The organism is Sutcliffiella sp. FSL R7-0096 (assembly GCF_038595065.1).
In the GTDB taxonomy this organism is placed as follows: Bacteria; Bacillota; Bacilli; order Bacillales; family Bacillaceae_I; genus Sutcliffiella_A.
This window is the reverse complement of the sequence record NZ_CP152003.1, coordinates 74278-98462: the sequence shown is the minus strand read 5'-3', so window position 1 is coordinate 98462 and position 24185 is coordinate 74278. Positions and strand designations below refer to the sequence as shown.

General features: G+C 45.3%; 22 protein-coding genes, 2 tRNA genes and 1 rRNA gene. 2 read left to right on the top strand and 23 right to left on the bottom strand.

Annotated features, from left to right (window positions below; translation table 11 throughout):
* Nucleotides 1-160: 160 nt before the first annotated feature.
* From MKY77_RS00495 to spoIIE, 22 genes are all read right to left on the bottom strand, one after another.
* Nucleotides 161-1712 (bottom strand): 16S ribosomal RNA (locus MKY77_RS00495).
* Nucleotides 1713-2137: 425 nt separating this feature from the next.
* Nucleotides 2138-3628, bottom strand: coding sequence for a lysine--tRNA ligase (gene lysS / locus MKY77_RS00490; RefSeq protein ID WP_339148324.1), 1491 nt, complete (start codon nt 3626-3628; stop codon nt 2138-2140).
* Between the two features lie 158 nt (nt 3629-3786).
* Nucleotides 3787-4788 carry a tRNA dihydrouridine synthase DusB gene (gene dusB / locus MKY77_RS00485; protein ID WP_339148323.1) on the bottom strand — a complete coding sequence of 334 codons (1002 nt, stop codon included), beginning with the start codon at nt 4786-4788 and terminating at the stop codon, nt 3787-3789.
* Entirely contained in the window at nt 4788-5018 is a 231-nt protein-coding gene (locus tag MKY77_RS00480) for a helix-turn-helix transcriptional regulator (RefSeq protein WP_339148322.1), read from the bottom strand. Before MKY77_RS00480 ends, dusB begins: the two co-directional genes overlap by 1 nt.
* Nucleotides 4970-5485, bottom strand: a complete 516-nt coding sequence (gene folK, locus MKY77_RS00475; RefSeq protein ID WP_342515562.1) for a 2-amino-4-hydroxy-6-hydroxymethyldihydropteridine diphosphokinase — start codon at nt 5483-5485, stop codon at nt 4970-4972. The genes MKY77_RS00480 and folK overlap by 49 nt, the downstream gene beginning before the upstream one ends.
* Nucleotides 5485-5847, bottom strand: a complete 363-nt coding sequence (gene folB / locus MKY77_RS00470) for a dihydroneopterin aldolase (RefSeq protein ID WP_339149924.1) — start codon at nt 5845-5847, stop codon at nt 5485-5487. The genes folK and folB overlap by 1 nt, the downstream gene beginning before the upstream one ends.
* On the bottom strand, nt 5840-6694 hold the full coding sequence (gene folP, locus MKY77_RS00465) for a dihydropteroate synthase (protein WP_342515561.1): 855 nt from the start codon (nt 6692-6694) through the stop codon (nt 5840-5842). The genes folB and folP overlap by 8 nt, the downstream gene beginning before the upstream one ends.
* Nucleotides 6666-7568, bottom strand: a complete 903-nt coding sequence (pabC, locus tag MKY77_RS00460; protein WP_339148319.1) for an aminodeoxychorismate lyase — start codon at nt 7566-7568, stop codon at nt 6666-6668. The genes folP and pabC overlap by 29 nt, the downstream gene beginning before the upstream one ends.
* Nucleotide 7569: 1 nt before the next feature.
* Nucleotides 7570-8151 (bottom strand): aminodeoxychorismate/anthranilate synthase component II, encoded by a 582-nt coding sequence (gene pabA / locus MKY77_RS00455; protein ID WP_339148318.1) that lies wholly within the window; start codon nt 8149-8151, stop codon nt 7570-7572.
* Entirely contained in the window at nt 8148-9578 is a 1431-nt protein-coding gene (locus tag MKY77_RS00450) for an anthranilate synthase component I family protein (protein WP_339149923.1), read from the bottom strand. Before MKY77_RS00450 ends, pabA begins: the two co-directional genes overlap by 4 nt.
* Before the next feature lie 50 nt (nt 9579-9628).
* A complete protein-coding gene (locus MKY77_RS00445; RefSeq protein ID WP_342515560.1) occupies nt 9629-9766 on the bottom strand; it encodes a hypothetical protein in 138 nt (45 codons plus the stop codon).
* A gap of 45 nt (nt 9767-9811) precedes the next feature.
* Nucleotides 9812-10738, bottom strand: a complete 927-nt coding sequence (gene cysK, locus MKY77_RS00440) for a cysteine synthase A (RefSeq protein WP_339148317.1) — start codon at nt 10736-10738, stop codon at nt 9812-9814.
* Nucleotides 10739-10831: 93 nt separating this feature from the next.
* On the bottom strand, nt 10832-11761 hold the full coding sequence (locus tag MKY77_RS00435; RefSeq protein WP_339148316.1) for a peptidyl-prolyl cis-trans isomerase: 930 nt from the start codon (nt 11759-11761) through the stop codon (nt 10832-10834).
* 9 nt (nt 11762-11770) lie between these two features.
* Nucleotides 11771-12652, bottom strand: coding sequence for an Hsp33 family molecular chaperone HslO (gene hslO / locus MKY77_RS00430; protein ID WP_339148315.1), 882 nt, complete (start codon nt 12650-12652; stop codon nt 11771-11773).
* Between the two features lie 22 nt (nt 12653-12674).
* Entirely contained in the window at nt 12675-13448 is a 774-nt protein-coding gene (locus MKY77_RS00425) for a type III pantothenate kinase (protein WP_339148314.1), read from the bottom strand.
* A gap of 358 nt (nt 13449-13806) precedes the next feature.
* Complete coding sequence (gene ftsH / locus MKY77_RS00420; protein ID WP_339148313.1) at nt 13807-15729, bottom strand: ATP-dependent zinc metalloprotease FtsH; 1923 nt, start codon at nt 15727-15729, stop codon at nt 13807-13809.
* 85 nt (nt 15730-15814) lie between these two features.
* The gene (hpt, locus tag MKY77_RS00415; RefSeq protein WP_339148312.1) at nt 15815-16363 is read right to left on the bottom strand and encodes a hypoxanthine phosphoribosyltransferase; all 549 of its coding nucleotides are present in this window, start codon (nt 16361-16363) and stop codon (nt 15815-15817) included.
* Complete coding sequence (gene tilS, locus MKY77_RS00410) at nt 16360-17781, bottom strand: tRNA lysidine(34) synthetase TilS (protein WP_339148311.1); 1422 nt, start codon at nt 17779-17781, stop codon at nt 16360-16362. Before tilS ends, hpt begins: the two co-directional genes overlap by 4 nt.
* 142 nt (nt 17782-17923) lie before the next feature.
* Nucleotides 17924-18958: a serine/threonine-protein kinase gene (locus MKY77_RS00405; protein WP_339148310.1), complete on the bottom strand. Its 1035-nt coding sequence runs from the start codon at nt 18956-18958 to the stop codon at nt 17924-17926.
* Nucleotides 18924-19700: a VWA domain-containing protein gene (locus tag MKY77_RS00400; RefSeq protein WP_339149922.1), complete on the bottom strand. Its 777-nt coding sequence runs from the start codon at nt 19698-19700 to the stop codon at nt 18924-18926. Before MKY77_RS00400 ends, MKY77_RS00405 begins: the two co-directional genes overlap by 35 nt.
* A gap of 49 nt (nt 19701-19749) precedes the next feature.
* Nucleotides 19750-20193: a hypothetical protein gene (locus MKY77_RS00395; RefSeq protein ID WP_339148309.1), complete on the bottom strand. Its 444-nt coding sequence runs from the start codon at nt 20191-20193 to the stop codon at nt 19750-19752.
* Nucleotides 20194-22680, bottom strand: a complete 2487-nt coding sequence (spoIIE, locus tag MKY77_RS00390; protein WP_339148308.1) for a stage II sporulation protein E — start codon at nt 22678-22680, stop codon at nt 20194-20196.
* A 493-nt stretch (nt 22681-23173) separates the two neighbouring features.
* Between spoIIE and MKY77_RS00385 the strand changes: the two genes are divergently transcribed.
* Together MKY77_RS00385 and MKY77_RS00380 are read left to right on the top strand one after the other, a co-directional pair.
* Nucleotides 23174-23250 (top strand) — tRNA-Met (locus tag MKY77_RS00385).
* A 9-nt stretch (nt 23251-23259) separates the two neighbouring features.
* Nucleotides 23260-23331: transfer RNA gene (locus MKY77_RS00380), tRNA-Glu, on the top strand.
* 370 nt (nt 23332-23701) lie between these two features.
* Here MKY77_RS00380 and MKY77_RS00375 read toward each other — a convergent pair.
* Nucleotides 23702-24160, bottom strand: coding sequence for a S1 domain-containing RNA-binding protein (locus tag MKY77_RS00375; RefSeq protein WP_339148307.1), 459 nt, complete (start codon nt 24158-24160; stop codon nt 23702-23704).
* Nucleotides 24161-24185 lie beyond the last annotated feature (25 nt).

The following is a 24185-nucleotide window of genomic DNA, read 5'->3' as shown; positions in this document are numbered from 1 at the left end:
TATAAAGAAAATTACTAAGATGAACGATATTTTGTGAATATCTTGATATTAGTTACATTATCTAGTTTTCAAGGAACAACTATGACAATTCGTAAGAATTGCCTATTTAGAGAGAATGCTCTCTCAAAACTAAACAAAACAACAAGCGTACATTCCTTAGAAAGGAGGTGATCCAGCCGCACCTTCCGATACGGCTACCTTGTTACGACTTCACCCCAATCATCTGTCCCACCTTAGGCGGCTGGCTCCAAAAGGTTACCCCACCGACTTCGGGTGTTACAAACTCTCGTGGTGTGACGGGCGGTGTGTACAAGGCCCGGGAACGTATTCACCGCGGCATGCTGATCCGCGATTACTAGCGATTCCGGCTTCATGCAGGCGAGTTGCAGCCTGCAATCCGAACTGAGAACGGTTTTATGGGATTGGCTCGACCTCGCGGTTTTGCTGCCCTTTGTACCGTCCATTGTAGCACGTGTGTAGCCCAGGTCATAAGGGGCATGATGATTTGACGTCATCCCCACCTTCCTCCGGTTTGTCACCGGCAGTCACCTTAGAGTGCCCAACTGAATGCTGGCAACTAAGATCAAGGGTTGCGCTCGTTGCGGGACTTAACCCAACATCTCACGACACGAGCTGACGACAACCATGCACCACCTGTCACTCTGTCCCCCGAAGGGGAACGTCCTATCTCTAGGAGTGTCAGAGGATGTCAAGACCTGGTAAGGTTCTTCGCGTTGCTTCGAATTAAACCACATGCTCCACCGCTTGTGCGGGCCCCCGTCAATTCCTTTGAGTTTCAGTCTTGCGACCGTACTCCCCAGGCGGAGTGCTTAATGCGTTAGCTGCAGCACTAAAGGGCGGAAACCCTCTAACACTTAGCACTCATCGTTTACGGCGTGGACTACCAGGGTATCTAATCCTGTTTGCTCCCCACGCTTTCGCGCCTCAGTGTCAGTTACAGACCAGAAAGTCGCCTTCGCCACTGGTGTTCCTCCAAATCTCTACGCATTTCACCGCTACACTTGGAATTCCACTTTCCTCTTCTGCACTCAAGTCCCCCAGTTTCCAATGACCCTCCACGGTTGAGCCGTGGGCTTTCACATCAGACTTAAAGGACCACCTGCGCGCGCTTTACGCCCAATAATTCCGGACAACGCTTGCCACCTACGTATTACCGCGGCTGCTGGCACGTAGTTAGCCGTGGCTTTCTGGTTAGGTACCGTCAAGGTGCGAGCAGTTACTCTCGCACTTGTTCTTCCCTAACAACAGAGCTTTACGACCCGAAGGCCTTCATCGCTCACGCGGCGTTGCTCCATCAGACTTTCGTCCATTGTGGAAGATTCCCTACTGCTGCCTCCCGTAGGAGTCTGGGCCGTGTCTCAGTCCCAGTGTGGCCGATCACCCTCTCAGGTCGGCTACGCATCGTCGCCTTGGTGAGCCGTTACCTCACCAACTAGCTAATGCGCCGCGGGCCCATCTGTAAGTGATAGCCGAAACCATCTTTCAATAAAGAACCAGGAGGTTCCTTATATTATCCGGTATTAGCTCCGGTTTCCCGAAGTTATCCCAGTCTTACAGGCAGGTTGCCCACGTGTTACTCACCCGTCCGCCGCTGACCTTTCAAAAGCAAGCTTTTGAAAGGTCCGCTCGACTTGCATGTATTAGGCACGCCGCCAGCGTTCGTCCTGAGCCAGGATCAAACTCTCCAATAAAGAGTCTGAGCTTTTGCTCAAAATTTGCTAGCTTGTGTTACTTAAATCATTTTGTTAATCCCGTAGGATTAACGTTATGACGCTGTTGTTTTGTTTAGTTTTCAAAGATCATTTACTCTGTCGTCTCTCTCAAGGCGACTTTATTATCTTACCAAATCTATCGTTTTGTGTCAACAACTTTTTTCATTTCTTTTTTTGAAGAAGTGATGTCGTTTGTGACAACGAATATTAATATACCATCGCTAGAATACAAAGGCAATAGGTTTTTTCGATTATTTTCTTAAAATGATAATGTTGTAATAGTCTTATTATTCAGTGCTGGTTTTCATTTGGATTTACCAACTACCATACCTCAAAGCAAATATTAAAACCCTAACGAAAAACGCCGTCCTTCTTTGATAGAGGGGCGGCGCTACTTTATAGAATTAACGGTGTCTCATTTGTGGGAATAACAGCACGTCTCTAATAGAAGGAGAATTTGTCAGCAACATAACAAGGCGGTCGATACCGATACCAAGTCCGCCTGTTGGCGGCATACCGTACTCTAATGCCTCGATGAAGTCGTGATCCATTTCATGTGCTTCGTCATTACCTTGCTCTTTTTCTTTAAGTTGCGCTTCGAAGCGCTCTTTTTGATCGATTGGGTCATTAAGCTCCGTAAATGCATTAGCATGCTCACGACCTACGATGAATAATTCAAAACGATCCGTGAAGCGTGGATCTTCTACGTTTTTCTTGGCAAGCGGAGAGATCTCTACCGGATGTCCATAAATGAACGTAGGCTGAATTAACGTCTCTTCCACCTTCTGTTCGAAGAATTCGTTTAGGATATGGCCGAATTGCATATGCTCTGTGATCTGGATTCCGTGTTCTTTTGCAAGGGCACGTGCTTCTTCATCTGTCATCTGCTGCCAGAAGTCTACACCCGTAGCTTCTTTAACCGCATCTACCATGTGCAGTCGCTTCCACTCTGGAGTCAGATCAATTTCACTGTCTGCATATTGAACTTTTGTGCTGCCCAATACTTCCTTAGCAATATGCGCTACGAGGTTTTCTGTAAGGCTCATAATGTCCTTATAGTCAGCGTAGGCTTCATATAGTTCAATCATGGTGAACTCAGGGTTATGTCTAGTGGATACGCCTTCGTTACGGAAAACACGTCCGATTTCATAGACTTTTTCCAATCCGCCGACGATCAGACGTTTCAAGTGAAGCTCAATCGCAATACGCATGTACAATGTCATGTCCAGAGTATTGTGATGTGTGATGAACGGGCGGGCAGATGCCCCTCCTGCGATGGAATGCATCATTGGTGTTTCCACTTCCAAGTAGCCATGGTCGTCTAGGTAGCGGCGCATTGCTTGGATGATCTTAGATCGCGCAATGAATGTTTCCCTGCTTTCTGGATTTGTGATCAGGTCCAGATAGCGTTGGCGATAGCGTTGTTCTACATCTTTAAGGCCATGGTACTTTTCGGGAAGAGGACGAAGGGCTTTTGTTAACAGTTCAAAGGAAGTCGCTTTAATAGAAAGTTCTCCCACTTTGGTTTTGAAAACAAACCCTGTTACTCCGACAATATCCCCGATATCTGCTGAGTTGAAGATTTCGTATGCCTCTTCTCCCACAGCATCTTTACGGACATATAATTGGATTTGACCTGTCAGGTCCTGGATGTGCGCAAAGCCAGCTTTCCCTTTGCCGCGTTTTGTCATGATACGGCCAGCGAGTGTCACGGAAATTTCCTGCTCGTCCAATTGTTCCTTTTCGATTTCCCCGTACTGATTGATCAATTCTTTGGAATCATTAGTGCGCTCAAAGCGGGCTCCGAACGGATCTAGGCCTTTGTCACGGTGTTTTTGCAGTTTTTCTCTCCTAACCAACAACTGGTCATTCAAGTTCAATTCTTCTTGACTCATTCTATTCAACTCCAACTAGAAATTTATCTACTTAATTATGTAGCCTTTTCTTTTATCTATCATATAGACTTTCCAACTATAAATAAAGCTAAAACTGCCAGTAACAACTTACTGGCAGTTCCTATATGTTCAGAGGGGTACAATTGCCTTGCTAAACTTTAGATCGCCTGTGAACTCATGGCTTCTTTTTGTTCCGACTCTTCCACAAGGTTGTCGATCAGGCTTACTAGATCGAGACGGGTGTTACATTCATTGACGGAATTGCGGGTCTTTGCGTTCCCGCGGATGCCTTTAAGGTACCATGCTGCATGTTTACGCATTTCACGCACTGCTACATTTTCTCCTTTAAGGTCGATTAGACGATCGAGATGCAGCTTACATACATCCATTTTTTCACGAACAGAAGGTTCACCGACCAACTTACCTGTCTCTAGGTATTGTACAGTGCGGTAGATCATCCATGGATTTCCGAGGGCCGCGCGACCGATCATGACACCGTCGACTCCCGTTTCCTCTAGCATTCTTTTAGCATCCTGAGGAGTTTGAACGTCACCATTTCCGATGACAGGGATGTTCACTGACTCTTTTACCTGCTTAATGATGTCCCAATCTGCATGTCCTTCATACATTTGAACTCTCGTTCTACCGTGGACCGCTACCGCTTGACCGCCGGCACGCTCAACGGCACGGGCATTCTCGATTGCATAGATATGCTCATCATCCCAGCCGGTACGCATTTTTACGGTAACCGGCTTATCGACTGCATCCACCACCGCTGATACCATCTCATAGATTTTATTGGGATCTAGCAGCCATCTTGCGCCTGCGTCACACTTGACGATCTTCGGCACCGGGCATCCCATATTAATATCGATGATGTCTGCAGTCGTGTTTTTGTCCACAAACTTCGCCGCTTCTACAAGGGTATCTTTTTCGCCGCCAAAGATTTGCAGGCTTAGTGGCTTTTCACGCTCGTCGATATAGAGCATGCCCATCGTTTTGGCATTTTTATAAAGGATAGCCTTGTCGCTTACCATCTCGGCGCACACAAGACCCGCACCGAATTCCTTGACTGTCAGCCGGAATGCGGCATTACACACCCCAGCCATCGGTGCTAAGACCACTTGGTTTTTCATGGTGATATCACCAATTTTCAACATCAGTTATTGACCTCCTCTCTTTTTAATTCCGGCGGGATTAGTTCCTCCACCGTAATGTTCAGTTCCTGTGCAATCGACTGAACCAGGTCCTCTGAAGGAACGCGGTTTCCCCGTTCAACCTCTCCTAACACAGAGACCGATATATGAAGATTTTTTGCAAACGATTCTTGAGTATATCCTTTCAGCTTTCGGTAAGCTCGGATACGTCTCCCCCACTTTTCGGCTTCCATACATGTACCCCTTCTCTATCTTGTCTTGCAAGAAGTTCTTTTCTATTTATCTCTACGGGCAGCTCACTTTCCGCGATCTCCATTAAAGGAATAAAAACAAAAGCCCTTTCCCACATTCTCGGATGAGGGACAATAAGCTCTTCTGTTTCAATATTTTCTTGGTTAAACAATAAAATGTCAAGGTCTAAAGTTCGCGGCCCCCAGCGAAGCACTCTCTTCCGGCCAAAAAAGTGCTCAAAACCCTGTAACACCTTTAAGAGATCAACGGGAGTCAACTGCGTTTTTACTTTAATTACCATATTTAAAAACCTATCCTGATCGGTGTACCCGACAGGATCTGTTTCATAGATAGAAGATTCTTTCTCGACTGTAATCTGTTCGTGACGACCGATCTCCTCCACAGCTTTACAGAGGTATCCGTACCGGTCCCCTTGATTGGAACCCAGTGCAATATATGCTGTATTCATTACGTGCGGCCCCTTGTAATCTCCACCGCAACCGAATCGTAGTGTCCTGGAATCGGCGGGTCTGGCTTGATCGCTTTGACCGTACAACGTTCTATCAGTCCAAAGGAAGCAAGGATTTCCTCTGCCACCCTTTCAGCCACAGTTTCCACCAGCTTATGGGTTTCACCCTCGACTACTTTTTTACACGTGTTATAAAGATCCGCGTAGTTGACGGATTGTGAAAGGTCATCAGATTTACCTGCCTTGGAAAGATCCAATTCTACCGTCAAGTCGATCATAAAACGTTGTCCAAGTTTTGTTTCTTCTGGAAACACCCCATGGTAGCCGTAAAATTTCATCTGGTTCACATATATTTTATCGATAGGTAAGCCCTCCCTCTGTAAGCATGGCATCCATCATCTTTGCCATACGTGCAATCTCTTTCACATCGTGCACACGGACAATTTGGCAGCCTTTTTGTATGCCAAGGCATACTGTGGCGCCTGTCCCTTCCATTCTCTCTTCGGCCGGAAGATCTAAGACATGACCGATGAACCTTTTCCTCGAGGTGCCCAAGAGTAGCGGGTACCCAAGTGTATGGAAGTGCTCGAGTTGCCGCATCACTTTCAGGTTATCTTCAAACGTTTTGGCAAACCCTATCCCGGGATCAAGGATGATGTTCTCGTCCTTCACGCCGGCATACTTGACCAAGGTGATACTCTCAAACAGGTCACTGATCATATCCGGGATTAATTGCTGATAGTCCCGCTCTTTTCTGTTCTGCATGAGGATGATCGGTACTTGAAGCTTTGCTGCAACAGCGGGCATGTCGGGGTCCGCCTTTGCCCCCCACACATCATTGATGATGTGGGCACCGGCTTCTATTGCCTGCTTCGCCACTTCTGCCTTATAGGTGTCGATGGAGATTGGCACCTTCACCTCTTTTGAGATAGCTTGAATGACAGGGATGACACGTGAAAGCTCCATCTCAAGGCTCACCTTCTCTGATCCGGGCCTTGTCGATTCCCCGCCGATATCAAGGATGTCAGCCCCCATCTCCACCAATTCCTTGGCACGCATAACAGCCCTTTCCACCTCGTTGTACTTTCCACCATCCGAAAAAGAATCTGGCGTGGCATTCAAGATCCCCATGATCAGGGTTTTTTGCCCAAGTGGCAATTCATATGGTCCACATGTCAGTTTAGTCTGATATAAGTTCGTATTTCCCATTATTCACTTCAACCTTCTTTACTTGTTGATAGGACAAGAGTTGCAGTTCTGTACTTTTTTTATATAAAATCTTCAGACAGGAAAGCCAAGAAGATTCCCGCTTAGGAAATACTTTTGCATCCATCCGGCCCACCCGTAATATTTCCTGGGTGGAGTTCGTGATAAAGACCTCGTCCCCTTGAAGAAGCTCTTCCGGGGTAAACGCGCCTTCTTTCACATCTAATCCTATAAGTGTGCTTAGGTGCAGAATGAAATTCCTTGTTACCCCGTTCAAAATGCCCGTCGAGATGCTTGGGGTATAGAGGGTGTCGCCTTTTATCCAGAAGATGTTAGAGACAAGCCCCTCTGCCACATACCCCTCCCTAGTCAGGAATATCCCTTCTAGATCCGTTCTCGCTCCGAGCTCCCTTTTACCTAAAAGATTATTTAAGTAGTGATGCGACTTCAACCGCGTGTCACCTTCCGGGGTGTTACGCCTCCGTTCCAAAAACACCGCATCCTTGCTTTCTGCTACCATTTGCGGAACGGGCCTCGTAAATAAAAGCAGGGACGGGGCATCGTAGGTATCGATCGGAAGGCCCCAGTTGCTGATGCCGGCTGTGACATTCAGACGGATTACGCCTTCCGTCACCTCGTTTTTCTTTAGAGCTTCCGTCACCAGTTCCTCTAAATGCTCATTTGATTCCCGCCAATCGATATAGACGGATTCGAGCCCCTTTCTCAAACGGCTCAGGTGATCATGAAATAAAAATGGCACACCATTATACGTACGGAAGGTTTCAAACAGCCCCACCCCATAGAGAAAACCGTGGTCCATGACCGAGACGTTCGTTTTCTCTAACGGCTGCCAGCTTCCATCCTTATAGACAATCACGCTACACCTTTTTCATTGAGTAGGTGTCAATAAAGTTCCGCAGCAACTCTTTTCCTACCGAAGTCATAATGGATTCCGGGTGGAATTGCACCCCTTCGATTGGGAGCTCCTTATGGCGGATAGCCATAATTTCATCCTGATCTGTCCAAGCCGTAATTTCAAAGCAATCCGGCAAGGTTTCTTTTTTTACAATCAAGGAATGATACCTTGTTGCCACAAAAGGGTTTGCCAAGGTTTTAAAAATCGTATTCTCATCATGGTGCATCTCAGATGTTTTCCCGTGCATCAGCCTTTCCGCCTGCACCACATCGCCTCCGAACACCTGGGCAATGGACTGGTGGCCGAGGCATACACCAAAGATCGGTTTCTTCCCGGCAAAATGCCTGATCACTTCTAAGCTGATTCCTGCCTCATTCGGAGAACAAGGACCAGGAGATATCATTAAAAATTCAGGATTTAGTGCTTCTATTTCCTCAATGGTAATTTCATCATTTCGCATTACCACAAGTTCCTCTCCAAGCTCCCCTAAATATTGAACCAAGTTGTACGTAAAAGAATCATAGTTATCAATCATTAATATCATGCTCTCACCTCTGCTCGATTTTTTTGCTCTTCTTCACTCAGCTCTTTTGCTTTCCATAGGGCCGCGGCCTTTTTCAGGGATTCCTTGTATTCCCGCCTCGGCACCGAATCAATGACCACTCCGGCACCAGCCTGCACATAGGCCATACCTTCTTTGGCAATCATCGTCCTGATGGAGATGCTCAGTTCCATTTCCCCATCATAGCCGATCCACCCTATGGAACCAGTATATACAGAACGTCTAACCGGCTCAAGCTCTTCAATGATTTCCATCGTCCTTACCTTTGGAGCTCCGGTGATCGTGCCGCCTGGGAAGGTCGCTTCAATAATATCGGAAATACTTTTGTTCTCAGCCAGGACCCCTTGGACATTCGAGACGATATGCATCACATGGGAATACTTTTCGATGGCCATGAACTCATTCACTTCCACCGTGCCGTACTTACAGACCCGGCCCAGATCATTCCTCTCAAGATCAACGAGCATCACATGTTCCGCTCTCTCTTTTTCATTGTCGATCAACTCTTGCGCAAGTTGACGGTCCTCTTCGTCTGTCATCCCCCGGGACCTTGTCCCCGCTATTGGCCGCGTACTGACGATATCGTCTTTTTTCTTGACTAAAAGCTCTGGAGATCCGCTGACAAGCTGGAAGTCCGGAAATTGTAGGTACCCCATATATGGAGAAGGGTTGATTTCCCTGAGCGCCGTATAAATTTCCATCGGATGAGTCTCTAGGGACTCCGCCTGTCTGACAGAGAGGTTCACTTGGAATACATCTCCCTGGGCGATATAGGACTGCACTTTCTTAACAGCTTTCATAAAGTCTTCTTCTGTGAAAGAAACCTCTCTTTCTGACACCGGTTGTTTTCCTGAAGTGTATGGATAGATAGTTTCTTCGTTTTGGCCTTCCCATTGCTCGCGATATTGCTCCAGACGATTCTTAGCCGACTCTTCCTCCCCTTCAGGCGAATGAGTGATTAAAAAGAGTACCTTCTCTTCTTTGTCATATACGAATACATCGTCAAATAACAAGAAATACAAATCGGGCAATCCAAGGTCATCATCAGCGCTTTCCGGAAGCCGCTCGATATAACGTACGCAGTCATATGTCAAATAGCCAATTGCTCCCCCAGTAAAATCAGGAAAATCCTGCAATTTCCTGATGGACCGTTCAGAAATGACTTCTTGTAATAGCAGTAGAGGATTCCCGCTTCTCTTTTCCTTTTTTCCATCCAGATAATCTATTTGCAGCTCTTGTCCTTTTCCTTGGACCGTCGCCACAGGATCCAGTCCGATGATATGGTATCTCCCGCCGCGGCCGCTTTCCAACAGAACATGATACGGCTTGTCCTTGGCAAGTGTTTTATATCTGGCAAACCATTTATTTTCGTCCAACTTTATCTTAAGACCCACAGGTACCTTTTGCATTCTTGCTGTCACGCTCCTAAATTGCATACTACCCTTATATTACATGAAATTTATGTAGGGATGCACGATAAAAAGATGATTGATTTTTTGGGATAGATGGACAGGCAATGAAGGAGGCTCAAGGTCGCCCCGCGGAAAGCCAAACCCAGTACGGAAATCACCAGCGGTGTATTCCAGATAGCCATCATAAGAAAAGGGAAACAGCTCGATGGACTGTTTCCCTTTAAGATAACCTATTCTTCAAATTGATATAATGGCGTGCTCAAATAGCGTTCCCCGTTACTTGGAATGACAGCAAGGACTTTTTTGCCTTTTCCAAGCTCCTTCGCTACTTGCAAAGCCGCCGAAATGGCAGCTCCTGATGAGATACCACCAAGTATCCCTTCCTGCTTCGCCGCAAGTCGCGCATACTCAAACGCCTCTTCATTTTTCACTGTAATGACCTGATCGTAGATTTTTGTGTCCAAGATCGATGGAACAAAGCCGGCACCAATTCCTTGTATCTTATGCGGCCCTGGCTTCCCACCGGAAAGTACCGGGGAGTCGGCTGGTTCCACCGCTACAATTTTAATGTCAGGAAAGTTCTCTCTTAAGATCTCTCCTGCACCTGTAATCGTACCGCCAGTTCCGATACCAGATACAAAAGCATCCAGCCCATCACCAAACTGTTCTACAATCTCTTTCCCTGTCGTTCTTTTATGAATGTCAGGGTTTGCAGGATTATTAAACTGCTGTGGCATGAACAGGCTTTTCTCTTTTGCAAGCTCTTCCGCTTTACGGATTGCCCCACCCATTCCTTCAGGACCAGGTGTCAGTACCAGCTCCGCTCCATAAGCTCGAAGAAGGTTTCTTCTTTCCAGACTCATGGTTTCAGGCATAACCAGAATAGCTTTCAATCCTTTTGCTGCAGCGATCATCGCGAGGCCAATACCGGTGTTCCCACTTGTTGGTTCGATAATCGTGTCGCCTTCTTTCAATTTCCCTTCTTCCATCGCAGCATCAATCATCGCCAGTGCAATACGATCTTTCACACTGCTTCCCGGGTTCATGAATTCAAGCTTCAGATACACATCAGCCATGTCTTCTTCTACAATTCGATTCAGCTTTACGACGGGAGTCTTCCCTACTAATTCATCAATAGAATTTGCTACTCGTACCATTATTTTTCCCCCTGCCTTTAAAACTTAGTGTTTTTGTCGGATTAATCCCATTTAACACCATTAAATCTGAATTGTCAATTTATTTGGTTCGACCTATTGCGCAGTGGGAAGGTTCCATTCCACCCCGACCTCATCCCAGAAAATGGAGGCATCCACCGAACCGTCCATTTGTTCCAGTGCCAATTGTCTACGAATTTGATCTTTTACCTCTTCAAAAGAATAAGTAACTCCATCCATTTTTTCATGAAGATAGATGACCGCATACTTTCCGTCCAATGAAATGGGTTCACTCCACGATTCTTCCTTCAGCTTCGCAGCCTCTGTCAGATAGGCAGGCGGATAGACTTGAGTCTCATGTGTAAGAAAACCTAAGTCTCCCCCTTGATTTGCCGTCAATTCATCCGTCGACACTTCCATCGCAAGAGAGGTGAAATTCGATCCATCTTCCAGTTCCTTTACTACTGTGTCCGCCTCTTCCTTGGTTTCCAAAAGAATGTGGGAAAGATGAAAGGCATCCTCAATTGTATAGAGCTGCTTGTTCTCTTGGTAAAAGCTTTCAAGCTCCGATTCGGGAATTGCCACATCCTTTACAAGTAACTCTTCTAGCAATAAGCTGGATCGGATTTGTTCCTTGACCAGCTCCTCGGAAGAATTGGCATGCAAAGGAGACCTGCTATACATCGTTTTAATCATTTTCCATTCACGATCCACGGACTGCTCGGAAACGGAAACCTTGTATTTCTCCGCAATCTGTTTGACCACTTCTTTATTGACCATTTTCGTAAGCATTTCCTGCCCGTACATTCCTTCAAGCTCTTGTAGCATATCTTTTCTTGAAATGACGGTATCCCCAACCGTTGCGACAATATTAGCCTGCCCATTCACAAATGCGCTTGCGTCTGCCGCTTCTTTTAGGGAGAAGGTTTGTTTAACCACCACAGCTAATGTGAGGCAATTTATAATCACAAGACCAAAAATGATATTCCATACCCACTTCTGCTTTAATCTCCGCTTTTGGTTCATATGTGCCCCCTAGCCTTTTACTTGCTCCCTCATCGCTTCAAGTTCCTCTTTGCTGAAAAGGTATTTTGCATTACAGAAATGACAGTGCGTCTCCGCTTGACCGTCTTCCTCGATGATTTCCGTAATATCCTTTTCTCCCAAGGAAATGATAGCTTGCTCAAAGCGTTCCTTGGAGCATGTACACTTGAACTCAATCGGCATGGTTTCCAGGAATTTAACATTACCTTCTCCGAGGATTTCTGTTAAAAGTTCCTCTGGGGTCAATCCTTTTTCAATCAACTTGGAAACAGGAGTCATATTATTTATTTTTTCTTCAATTACTGTAATGGTTTCTTCTGAAGTGCCGGGTAAAAGCTGGATAATGAAACCGCCCGCAGCAAGGATGGTGTTGTCAGGATTAACAAGGACGCCTACTCCCACTGCAGATGGAACCTGTTCGGACGACACGAGGTAGTAAGTGAAATCCTCTCCAAGCTCACCTGAAATTAGTTCCGTCTGACCGGAGAAGTGCTCCCTTAACCCAAGGTCCTTTACGACGGAAAGGGTTCCATTTGTTCCAACCGCACGTGCTACATCAAGTTTTCCGTGCTGGTTCAAATCAAAGTGTGTTTGTGGATTGGTTACATACCCTCGCACCTGTCCTTTGGCATTGCTATCGACAAGGATCGCTCCGATCGGTCCACCACCATCTATTTTGACGGTCAGTTTATTTTCGCCTTTCAGCATGGCGCCAAGCATGACAGAAGCGGTCATGGCGCGGCCCAATGCAGCGGAGGCGGTTGGCCATGTCTGATGGCGCTTTTGCGCCTCTCCCACAGTATCTGTTGTTCTGATTCCATATGCACGAACTTGTCCTTCAAAAGCCAACGCTTTTACGAGATAGTCTGACATGTTAGTTTGCCCCTTTCACAGTTCAATCTTCTTTAGAATTTTTCATGTAAATCAAATGCAACCCTTTTAACGTCAAGAAAGGATCGACAATATCAATGACATCTGACTCGTTTCCAATAAGTGCAGCGAGCCCTCCTGTTGCGATTACTTTCGGAGTCACATCACTTTGCTTCTTCATACGATTTACGATGCCCTCAACCTGCCCAACATACCCAAAAAGGATTCCTGCCTGCATCGCACTCACGGTATTTTTGCCGATAACATCGTCAGGACGCGCAATTTCGATTCTTGGAAGCTTTGATGCCCTGGAATAAAGTGCTTCTGTGGAAATGCTGATCCCAGGAGCAATTGCTCCCCCCATGTATTGCTTGTGTTCATTGATATAACAATAAGTTGTGGCAGTACCGAAATCCACAATTACCAGTGGACTTCCGTATAAATGGATACCCGCAACAGCATTGACGATTCTGTCTGCTCCCACTTCTCTCGGGTTTTCATACTTTATGTTTAGACCTGTTTTAATTCCAGGTCCGACAATCAGCGGTTTCAAATGAAAGTATTTTTGGCACATTCTCTCAAGGGAGAACATGATTGGCGGTACGACGGAAGAGATGATGATCCCTTCAAAGTCTTTGAAGCTCAAGTTTACATGTTCAAGGAGCGATTTGAAAATCATTCCGAATTCGTCTTCTGTCTTATTTCGACTGGTTTCTACACGCCAGTGATGCTTCAGTTCTTCTCCTTCATATACACCAATTACGGTATTGGTGTTACCAACATCCAACACAAATAACATCTATATCCCCCACCATGCTTTAAAATTAGTTTCATTATACTATATGGTAACCTAACAAACCCAATAGAAATAATTATTCCTTGGGAAATCATGATTCGACAAGATTCTACTGATTACGTTAACGACCGCTGTTGATCTCCGCAAATGGCTTTGCTTTCCTAGGGGCGCTGCTGGAGCCTCCTCGGCAAGCCTGCGGGGTCTCCACCTAGCGCTATCTCCCTCAGGAGTCTTCGCCTTTTGCTCCAATCAACAGCTCGAAACTATTAGAACATTAATTATTCTATTGATGCAAGTTTGAAACACATACCCCAAAATCACATAAAAAAGATGCCTGAATGTTACTCCAGGCACCTTTTACTTATTCAGGTTTTTTCTCGTCTGTCGATTCCGTTTTGTCCGCATCTTTTTTAGAGTTGATGTTCACTTTCACATCTTCGTTAACAGGGAGTTCTGGAAGCTTCCCTTTTTCATACAGGCTTTTAATCTGATCTGCATCAAGTGTTTCAACCTCTAATAGAGTTTGAGCTACAAGCTCCAGCTTATCCCGGTTTTCCGTAAGGATCTGCTTGGCTCTCTCATAGCACTCTTTAATGAAGCGTTGAATCTCCATATCGATTTCGTGTGCAATTGCATCACTGTAGTTTTGCTCATTTTGGATATCACGTCCAAGGAAGACTTGCCCCCCTGAAGCTTGACCGAATTGAAGCGGTCCAAGCTTTTCGCTCATTCCGTATTCGGTTACCATTTTACGAGCTATTCCTGTTGCGCGCTGGAAGTCATTATGGGCACCAGTACTTGCTTCCCCAAATGTGATTTCTTCCGCTACACGACCACCTAAAAGACCGGTGATTTTGTCCAGGAGTTCTGGTTTTGTCATGAAGTAACGATCTTCTTTCGGAAGCATGACCGCATAACCGCCAGCTTGCCCACGAGGAACGATTGTCACTTTATGTACCATATCGGCTTCGTCTAGTACCACACCAATGATGGTATGCCCCGCTTCATGATACGCCACGATATTACGTTCTTTCTGGGAGATGACCCTGCTCTTTTTGGCAGGTCCTGCAATGACCCTGTCGATTGCTTCATCAACATCCAACATATCGATGTTCTTTTTATCTTGTCTGGCAGCTACAAGTGCTGCTTCGTTCAACAAGTTTTCAAGATCTGCACCCGAGAATCCCGGTGTACGCATCGCAATCGTCTTCATATTGATATTTTCATCTAAAGGCTTGTTTCTTGCATGAACTTTCAGTACCGCTTCACGGCCCTTCAAGTCAGGACGATCTACGGTAATCTGACGGTCAAAACGCCCAGGTCTCAATAGTGCCGGGTCCAGAATGTCCGGTCTGTTCGTCGCAGCAACGATGATGATACCTTCGTTCGCTCCGAATCCGTCCATCTCCACTAGCAATTGGTTCAAGGTTTGCTCACGCTCATCGTGACCTCCGCCTAGACCCGCTCCACGCTGACGTCCAACTGCATCAATTTCATCGATGAAAATGATACATGGAGCATTTTTCTTCGCATTTTCAAAAAGGTCACGCACACGGGATGCACCGACCCCGACGAACATTTCCACAAAATCGGAACCACTGATTGAGAAGAACGGAACGCCCGCTTCCCCAGCAACAGCTCTTGCAAGTAACGTTTTACCTGTACCTGGAGGTCCCACAAGGAGTACCCCTTTAGGAATACGCGCACCAAGCTCGGAGAATTTACGTGGATCCTTCAAGAATTCCACGACCTCGACAAGCTCTTGCTTTTCCTCATCTGCACCGGCAACGTCTTTGAATTTAACTTTTTTCTTCTCTTCACTGTACAGCTTCGCCTTACTTTTACCAAAGTTCATCACACGGCTTCCGCCGCCCTGCGCTTGATTAAGTAAGAAGAAGAATAAAATAAAGATGATGACAAAAGGAATGATGGAAGTAAAGAAGGTTACCCAACCGCTCGTTTCTTCCGCCTTTTCAACAGTCAATTGAATATTCTGCTCTTCCGCGATGCTCTCCACACGGTCGAGTGCACTGGCACTATTAGGGAAAACCGTTACAAAGGTCTCTCCTTCTGCAGCACCTTCCAATGTACCACGCGCCTCATAGACAGAACGCGTTGGTTGAATGGTGAATTCCTTCACCTTATTCTCTTCAAGATGCTGGATGAATGTATTATAGGTGATCGGTTTTTCGCTCGTGTTAGGGCTATTGAAAAAGCTCACAACACCAATGACCACTAAAAATATTAATAAATAAAAGATGGTATTACGAAATATTCTGTTCATCCCTTACCTCCTCCCACGATAGCCAAACTAAACCAATAGTAACATAGTAAATTAATCCAATTCAAGGAATCTGTATTGGGATAGTTTATTCTTCTACGTTAGTATAAATTTCAGGTTTTAATACTCCGATATACGGAAGGTTACGATATTTTTCAGCGTAATCTAAGCCATATCCTACAACGAATTCATCTGGTACGATGAATCCAACATAGTCAGCTGTGATATCAGCTTTTCTTCCACTTGGCTTGTCAAGTAGTGTAACAATCTTGATGGACTTCGCTTTGCGGTAGCGGAATAGTTCCACTAGGTAGCTTAGTGTCAAGCCGCTGTCGATGATATCCTCGATGATCAGGATGTCTCTTCCTTCCACGGAAGTATCCAGGTCTTTCAGGATTTTCACTTCACCGGAGGAAACAGTGGAGTTTCCGTAGCTTGATACGTCCATGAAATCCATTTCCAAATATGTATCCATTCGCTTGATCAGGTCTCCCATGAATGGCATCGCGCCTTTTAGCACTCCGATAGCCAAAGGAAAACGGTCGCTGTAGTCCTCTGTTAATTGTGCACCTAGTTTTCTTACTTTTGCTTGAAGCTCTTCTTCGCTAAAGAGTACTTTTTCGATATCTTTGTTCATTTCTTTGTTGCCTCCCAAACTTTTTGACTCGTCTTGCAAGTTAATACTAAAACAGGACCCACCGTTTCCTCTGTTGCTTCAAAAGCGGAACGTTTAAGCATAGGCATCCATAAAATCTGATTATTGGCATCGACAATCAAGGGCCAAGTGTTTCGTTGTTGTATAGGTATTTTGCCTTCAATGAAGATGCTCTTGATTTTCTTGGTGCCGTTCGTCCCCTTCAGTTTCATTCGATCTCCCTCCAAACGGGTTCTCGCATGAAGCGGAAGTGCGACCTTGGATAAATCAATGACTGCTTGATTCTTTTTGACATCTGTTTGTTTATGGTGTGTCTGAATCTCGCTTGTGATGATATCATCGGTTGGCAGCGTCACATTGCCCGGGACTTCAAGCATACACTTGTAGGGGCTATCATGTTCATCCTTATCAAATGTCAATATGCATTCATTATAGGATCTGATAACCTGTAAGCCGTGTGGAAAATGTAGCCTTCCAGAAGGGTGTTCACTTTCCAATAAGGATAATAAATTATCAATATGTATAGAGGAAAGAGATGGAGGAATTTCATTATTATAGAGATAGTTTAATATTAGTTGAATCCCTCTCCTTTGTAAAGGTTTAGCCATGAAAAGCAAAGGTTTTCTACTTAATACCACTCTATCTTTCGCTTTGGTTCTAATAACGTTATTCCATTCCTTTTCTATTAATGCCTCTATGTATTGTTCATTTTCCTGTACCTGCTCACTGAAGGCCTGGAACTTCTCATGAAGACCCGGGAATTCCTCTTTCAGTAGAGGCAGAACATGATGACGCAACCTGTTTCTTCGGTAGGCGTCTTTGTCATTGCTTGGGTCATGCCTGAATGGCACGTCGTGGAGCTTCAGGAATTCCAAGATATCCTCCTTCGTAATAGATAGAAACGGACGGATTATTACGCCATTTCCAACTGCCCGTTTAGGTAGGATCCCGGCATATCCCGCCATGGATGAGCCTCTTCCAAGCCTCATCAAAATGGTTTCCACTTGATCATCTGCATGGTGACCTAGTGCCAACACCCTTGCATTGTGTTTATCCATCACTCTTTCATAAAATTCATACCGGCATTCCCTTGCTGCGACTTGAGGACTGAGCTTCTTTTCCATTTGATAGGCTGCCACATCGATCTGTTCGGCTTCAAATGTCAAATTCCTCACTTCGCATTGCTTTTGGACAAACCTCATATCTCCTTCCGATTCCTTGCCCCGGAACATATGATCCACGTGCGCTACTACTAGCTTTAGGCTTTTAGCATCCTTGATAGAATCCAAATAATGAAGCAAACCCATGGAATCTGCTCCACCACTGACGCCAACCACCACAGTGGAATGGTTTGGCAGCAAGTCATATTTATCTATGAAAGTCGAGACAGTTTCCCACATACAGTGTACCCATTCCTTTAATCTACGCGTATAATTTCTATTTTATCCTACCATTTGACATCTTCTCCTGCAAAAATAGATGCTCATCCAAAAACATCCATACTGCTTTATACCCTCAAACACAGCCATAAAACGCTCATACCTACATTATCTGGCCATATAAGTAGAAGAAATAGGCAACAAGGATGACAGATAAAAGTACCGCGGTCTCCATCCACCCACCGCTTGACGTTTTACGAGGAGCGGCCTTCACCGCTGTCCCACCACCTGCATGTGCCGTTCGTCTTGTCCTAACGGAAGAGGTGGCTTTTGCCCGTTGACTTCCCGGCTGCTTCGCCGCAGGCTGTGAAGCCATTGAGGTCCGTTGGCTCATCACAGCCAGCATCCCGTCTTTCATCTCTTTTGCTGATTGATATTCACCTGATAAGGCTCGCATCAAGACACTCTTATATCTTTTCAACCAGCTATTCTTTTCAATATGACCTTCGAGCTGTTTAAGTCCCCCCTCCCCGCTCTTTTGGAATTGTTTTGGGTAACAAATCTGGATCATGATCATCGCCACGGCGAACAGGTCATAAGGAGCCTCTGCCTTTCTCGAACCAAGACCCCAATACCCCCTATCAAAGAATTCCGTGAACTCTTTAATGGCCCGGCCCTTGATGGTTGTCCCTCCTACATCCAGAAGGCGGACCTTTGGAGGACTTGCCGTTACAATCAAATTATCCGGTTTCAAGTCCCCGAACACCCATCCTTCATTATGGAGGGTTTCAAGATCTGTCAGTAATTGAAGGGTCAGGATTCCGGCCCACTCCATTCCTCTCTTTTGCACAAAAGAGAGAAGGGGCTCTCCTTCTAAATATTCCATGACATAAAATGAAAAAGATTGTTTTCCCTTTAACCACTCCCAATCATCGACATCCAACAAAGAAGGCCCCAGGGAGAACCCTCGGACCTTAGAAAAATGACGCAGGACATTAACCTCAGAAGTAATGGACATGCTGTTTTCACTTATTTTCAATGCAGCTAAGCCCTTGGAACTCCTAGTTAGATATACATACCCCGTCGCGCCGTAACCGAGCGTTCTGACAATGGTGTAGCTTTCTTTATGCCATTTTCCGATAATGGTCTTCCCTTGAGGCAGATTACCTACCGGATTCTTCATAGTATTGTTCATCATCGGAAATCATGCTCCTTAGGTTACGCGTTTCTTTAAAATAAGGAATGGCTTCTTGAATAGCAGGACCGGTCGGAGTGATTCCACCTGTCGATAGTTTTGGAAAAATGCTGGACAGCGATTCCAATTTGGGTGTCCAATCCAGGATTCTCTCCACTTCTTGTCGTTTTCCCGGGAAAACAAAGGCTGAAAACTGGTTATCACCGATTCTTGCATTCAAGCTCAGTGCCAAATCCAAAAGTGCTTCCTTGACGGTTGGAAGCTTGGACTTCATGCTTGCACTGGTATCGACTAGAATCAGCACCTGCAGGGAAACCGTTTCACCCAGTTCATCGACCACTTCCATCACTTCCCCCCGTTTTTCCGGTGGAAGGTCCTCCATGGAAGTGTCAGATCCCAAGATTTGTTGAAGCTCCTTATTAATAACCCCCTGTAACGTTTGGGTCATCGCTTTTCTGGTCACCATCTGGACTGTCTGAGATAAATTCTTGGCATACACAATCTGACTGACTCCACCACCAGACATCGCGATACCCTCTATCTCTTGCATCCCTCTTTCATCTATCGTATCCTCATCCATCACACCGATTACATTTACTGATATCCCTTGCTCCTTTGCCAGGGCTGCCATGGCAATTGGGTCGTCCCCTGAATTTGAGCATCCATCCGTTATTAATAGAATCTGTTTCAACTTTCCTTTATACACGTTTCGTCCCCTCCTAATGCGTATAATTACATTAGCCATCATGGACGAGACGGCCTTATTTTATACCTTTTTCCGTACATTTTAACTTCTAAGATGTATTCACCCCAACCACTTCCTTCTTACTAGAAAGAGATAGAGCAAATTTGAAATCTGAGAGTAGATTGATTGGCGGTGTTAATTGTCGCCTCATTCGTTCTATCACTCCCACTGCTTGATTTGGCATCGGTGATAGAATCTTTTCTTTTCCATTTACACTCATTTCTTTATTACCCAGTAACACGTTAACTTCTTTTGCCAGCTTGGCGAACATTCTCTTCACCATGTTCCCGGCTTCCCGTAATTCCATGGCCTTTCTCCCCATCATGACCTTCCCATTACCTTCCAGTTTCATAACTTGCCTCTCCACCTTGAACACCGTACTCGCTTCAAGCACACCCGCTTGGTTGCATTCCGTTTCGTTCGCCTCGATCACACGACGGACACCCATTTCTTTCACAAGACCCGTTACCATTTCAGATAAAATTTTCAACAATTAAAGCGCCTCCTTCATCCCTTGGTTTTTGGATAAATAGTGATAGGCAGGAATGGCTGCCCATTTTGGAATGTTCCTCTCTATCTTCGCTACCACAACCGTCATATCGTCTTGGATCTGCCCTGATCTTGTCCGGATAACCTCCTCCATAATGATATCCGCCATCTCTTGCGGATCGTCCGTCCTGATTTCGGATACCTTCCGTTTCATCCATAAATCATAGTTTTCTACATGCTTAGGACCTTCAAAAATCCCATCGCTCATCATGATCAGCAGGTCTCCAGCCTTCAGCTGGGAACTGACGACGTCCACATCGAACTCTTGAATGATTCCCATTGGTAGGTTGCTGGCTTCGATTTTGATAACTTTATCCCCTCTTTTCACAAAGCTTGGAGTCGAACCGACCTTCAAAAATTTCGCGGAGGCGTCTTGGAGATCGATCATTGCAAGATCCAGCGTCGTAAAAATCTCATCGGTCGTCCTTAATGATAGGACCGAATTGACCGACTTGATTGCCACCTTCTCCTTAATACCGGATTGCAGAATCTCTTGAAGCAGCTTTAATGTTTCTTTGCTTTCATAGTGTGCACGCTCACCATTTCCCATCCCGTCACTTATGGCAATGGCATATTTCCCATGACCCAACTCTATGGTGGAATAACTATCCCCTGATATCAGTCCTCCTCCTTTTGCGGCATGCGCAACGCCTGTGTCGACTACAAACGCTTTTGCAGAACCGAAAGATACATGGCAGTAACCATTATTATCTGCGTTGCATTCCTCTTTTTTCACGATAATATTCTCATGCAATATATCTGAAAGCATCGGGGCAATGAGTTTCTCGCACTCACCACGGCCTTCGCAGTAAGGAACCGTCATTTCAATATCCACATTCCCCTGCTCGACGCTGTATATTTCCACTTGTTCTATTTCAATTCCGAATGCTTGGAGGGCGTCCAGGATCTGGTCTTCCTGAACATAATGATTCTCCCTCTCTCGCTGAATTTCCCTTGCAAAATCCTCCATTACCTGTGATACTCCCATCAGTTGATCGGCTACCAACCTCCTACTCTCCATTAATTGTTTTTTCAGCTTTTCACTCGCGTGGAACTGGGCTAGCTCGTTTTTGATCACTGTCTTCACTTTTTCGGATTTGACACAATGACGATCCCACTCCTTTTGTAGTTTGACGTTCAAACTGATGGTACCTTCCTCTGTATCCTCCATTAAATGAGTCATATAATCATAGGTTTTCTGGAAATTTTGTGTCCAGCACTGTTCCTTCTTAAAGCAATTTTGACACGTCTTCTCTGTTACATTGCTCAAGAAAAGATCGACTTCCTTCTCCGAGTTGGAATGTTCAAACTGGAATTTTGAAAAACTATTAGAAAGCGCTTGGAAAACGTGTGAAAATTGTTCCACTCTATTTGCTGTAACATCACGTACCTTCCGCATATATTGCTGCTGCTCCGCTGTATATTCGGCTGTTCCGGGAATGAACTTCGCCAAGTTGGAGATCGCTTTCTGGGGTGTCAGTAAAAAGATAGCAACAGCTACCATGGATTCCATGATGGTAGGAACAAGCAGCGTCATCCCCTCCCCATAAATGCCGATAAGTAATGTGCCAAGTAGCAGTCCCACCGATACGCCGAGCTTGTTTCCTTCCCGCAGAAGACCTCCCAACAGACCCGCAAAAGCAAGCAGGCTCATCTGATATAGATTGGAGACCGTCGCCAAGCTTAAAATAAGGCCTGTCACCACTCCAACGGTGGAGCCGATGGTCGCCCCCGCCACAAAGGCGAAAATCAATACAAGATACCGCGATAATATATGTTCAACGGACAGGTCATAAGCCGTCCAACCAATCGTTCCGGTCAGTACCGAAGCAAGCAGGATAATGAGACAGATGATTTCTTCGGTTTTAAAAGCCTGCCTCTTCTTTCTCATGGTAATTAGCGGAAGGCTTTGGAAAAAGATAAGCGTCAGGATGAACCCAAGCCCCGCCTCCACACCGATCATCAGCCAATCATAGGTGACAATGCCTGTCGTAAAATAAATCATCGTCGTCTTCGAAAGAAAAGCGGATGCGAATACCAGAAACGGGATGGATTTAAGTGGCTCGATTTTCAATACCTTTACCCATTTGAAAAGAAGAACAAAAAGTATCATCCCACCCAATACGTATGCTGCCGTTAAAGCGGAAATGGTGGCCGATCCGATCATCAAGGCCAACAGTGTAAGACCGGCCCGATTCTTTTTCATAAAATATACTGCTGCGAAAAACGGTAGCGCAAATGGTGTTAACTCATTCAGGATCAAGGCTCGTCCAAGCAAAAAACCGATAAAGACCAAAAGAAAACCTTGGTGAAAAAGTATCGTCATCAGCTTTGTCTTCGTCGAATGCATCGACTTCATGATCGTTGTTCTGAGTTTTCCCAACTGAACATTGGAAACCGGCTCCCCCATTTCCCTTTCTAGTCCCTGCATGATATCCACTCCCATATTTTATCTATTGGGGTCATTATACAAGCCGAAAAGGAAAAGATTTGTCAAACGAACCCATCTGAATCAAAGAAAAGTTCGACTTATTACAAGGAAAAGAGGGAAAAGCTGTCATGAAATCATCACATTTGCTAATCCCTCTCATCAGTTTTTGTAAATTCACTAGGTAATTGCGAGGAAAATGTTCTAATTATTCTTACATTTTTAAAACGTATTGACATATGTATGATAAGTTAGTATGATAACTCTTGTGTCTTGTGAGAGATGACTCGCACAGGGAGTACACAGACCAGTAAAACTGGTGCCTGTGAATCTTATGAAACACTTATAACTTATGGCGGTGTAGCAACGAGCGACACTTCTACGATTAAACTTCGAGTTGTCCCGACGGATTCACTTCCTGGCTTTACTTGCAGAGGAAGGGACACGGACCAATAACACTGGTGCCTGTGAATCTTATGAAACACTTATAACTTATGGCGGTGTAGCTCAGCTGGCTAGAGCGTACGGTTCATACCCGTGAGGTCGGGGGTTCGATCCCCTCCGCCGCTACCAACTTTATAAGGCCCATTGGTCAAGCGGTTAAGACACCGCCCTTTCACGGCGGTAACACGGGTTCGAATCCCGTATGGGTCATAATATAAAAGCTGTCACAGCTTCAGGGAATACCTGAAACTGTGGCAGCTTTTTTGTGTTTTTGAACTTATTAAAAATGATTTCGTGTATTTCTTTCTATATTGTAGTGTAAGGTGCAAAGAATCCCGCATGTATTAAATAGTTTTTAGCTGTTGATTGGAGCAAAAGGCAAAGACTCCTGAGGGAGTTAGCGCTAGGTGGAGACCCCGCAGGCTTGCCGAGGAGGCTCCAGCAGCGCCCCTAGGAAAGCGAAGCCATTTGCGGAAATCAACAGCGGTGTTTACCCAACCCAAAAGTTAAAAAAACACGCCCTGTAAAAAATGGCGTGTTTCAAACGTAACGTTTTATATATGGGATTTTCAGCAGCAAGTTATTTTCTACTTGCTCCACGACCTCCACGTTTTGATTCCGTGTTGCGCTTCAGGGAAGATAAACGATCTTCACTATCTTTCAAGAATCTTGCCATCTTCTGTTCGAAGTTTTCCTTTGGACGGAATTCTTCTCTTTTTCCTCGTGGTGGGCGTTGATTTGAGCGTTGTTGGTTGTTTGGACGTTGTGACGGTTGAGCAGAACGCGGTTGTGGCTCACGGTATGTGTCGCTTGCCTTTTTGATGGATAGGCCAATTTTGCCATCCTTCTCCACGTTAATCACTTTTACCTGTACTTCGTCACCAACTTTAAGATGGTCGTTGATATCCTTCACATAGTTGTCCGCAACTTCGCTGATGTGAACAAGACCAGTAGCTCCTCCTGGCAACTCAACAAACGCACCAAAATTAGTTATTCCTGTTACCTTTCCCTGTAACTTGCTGCCTACTTCGATTGACATAAAAAAAATGCTCCTCCTTAAAATC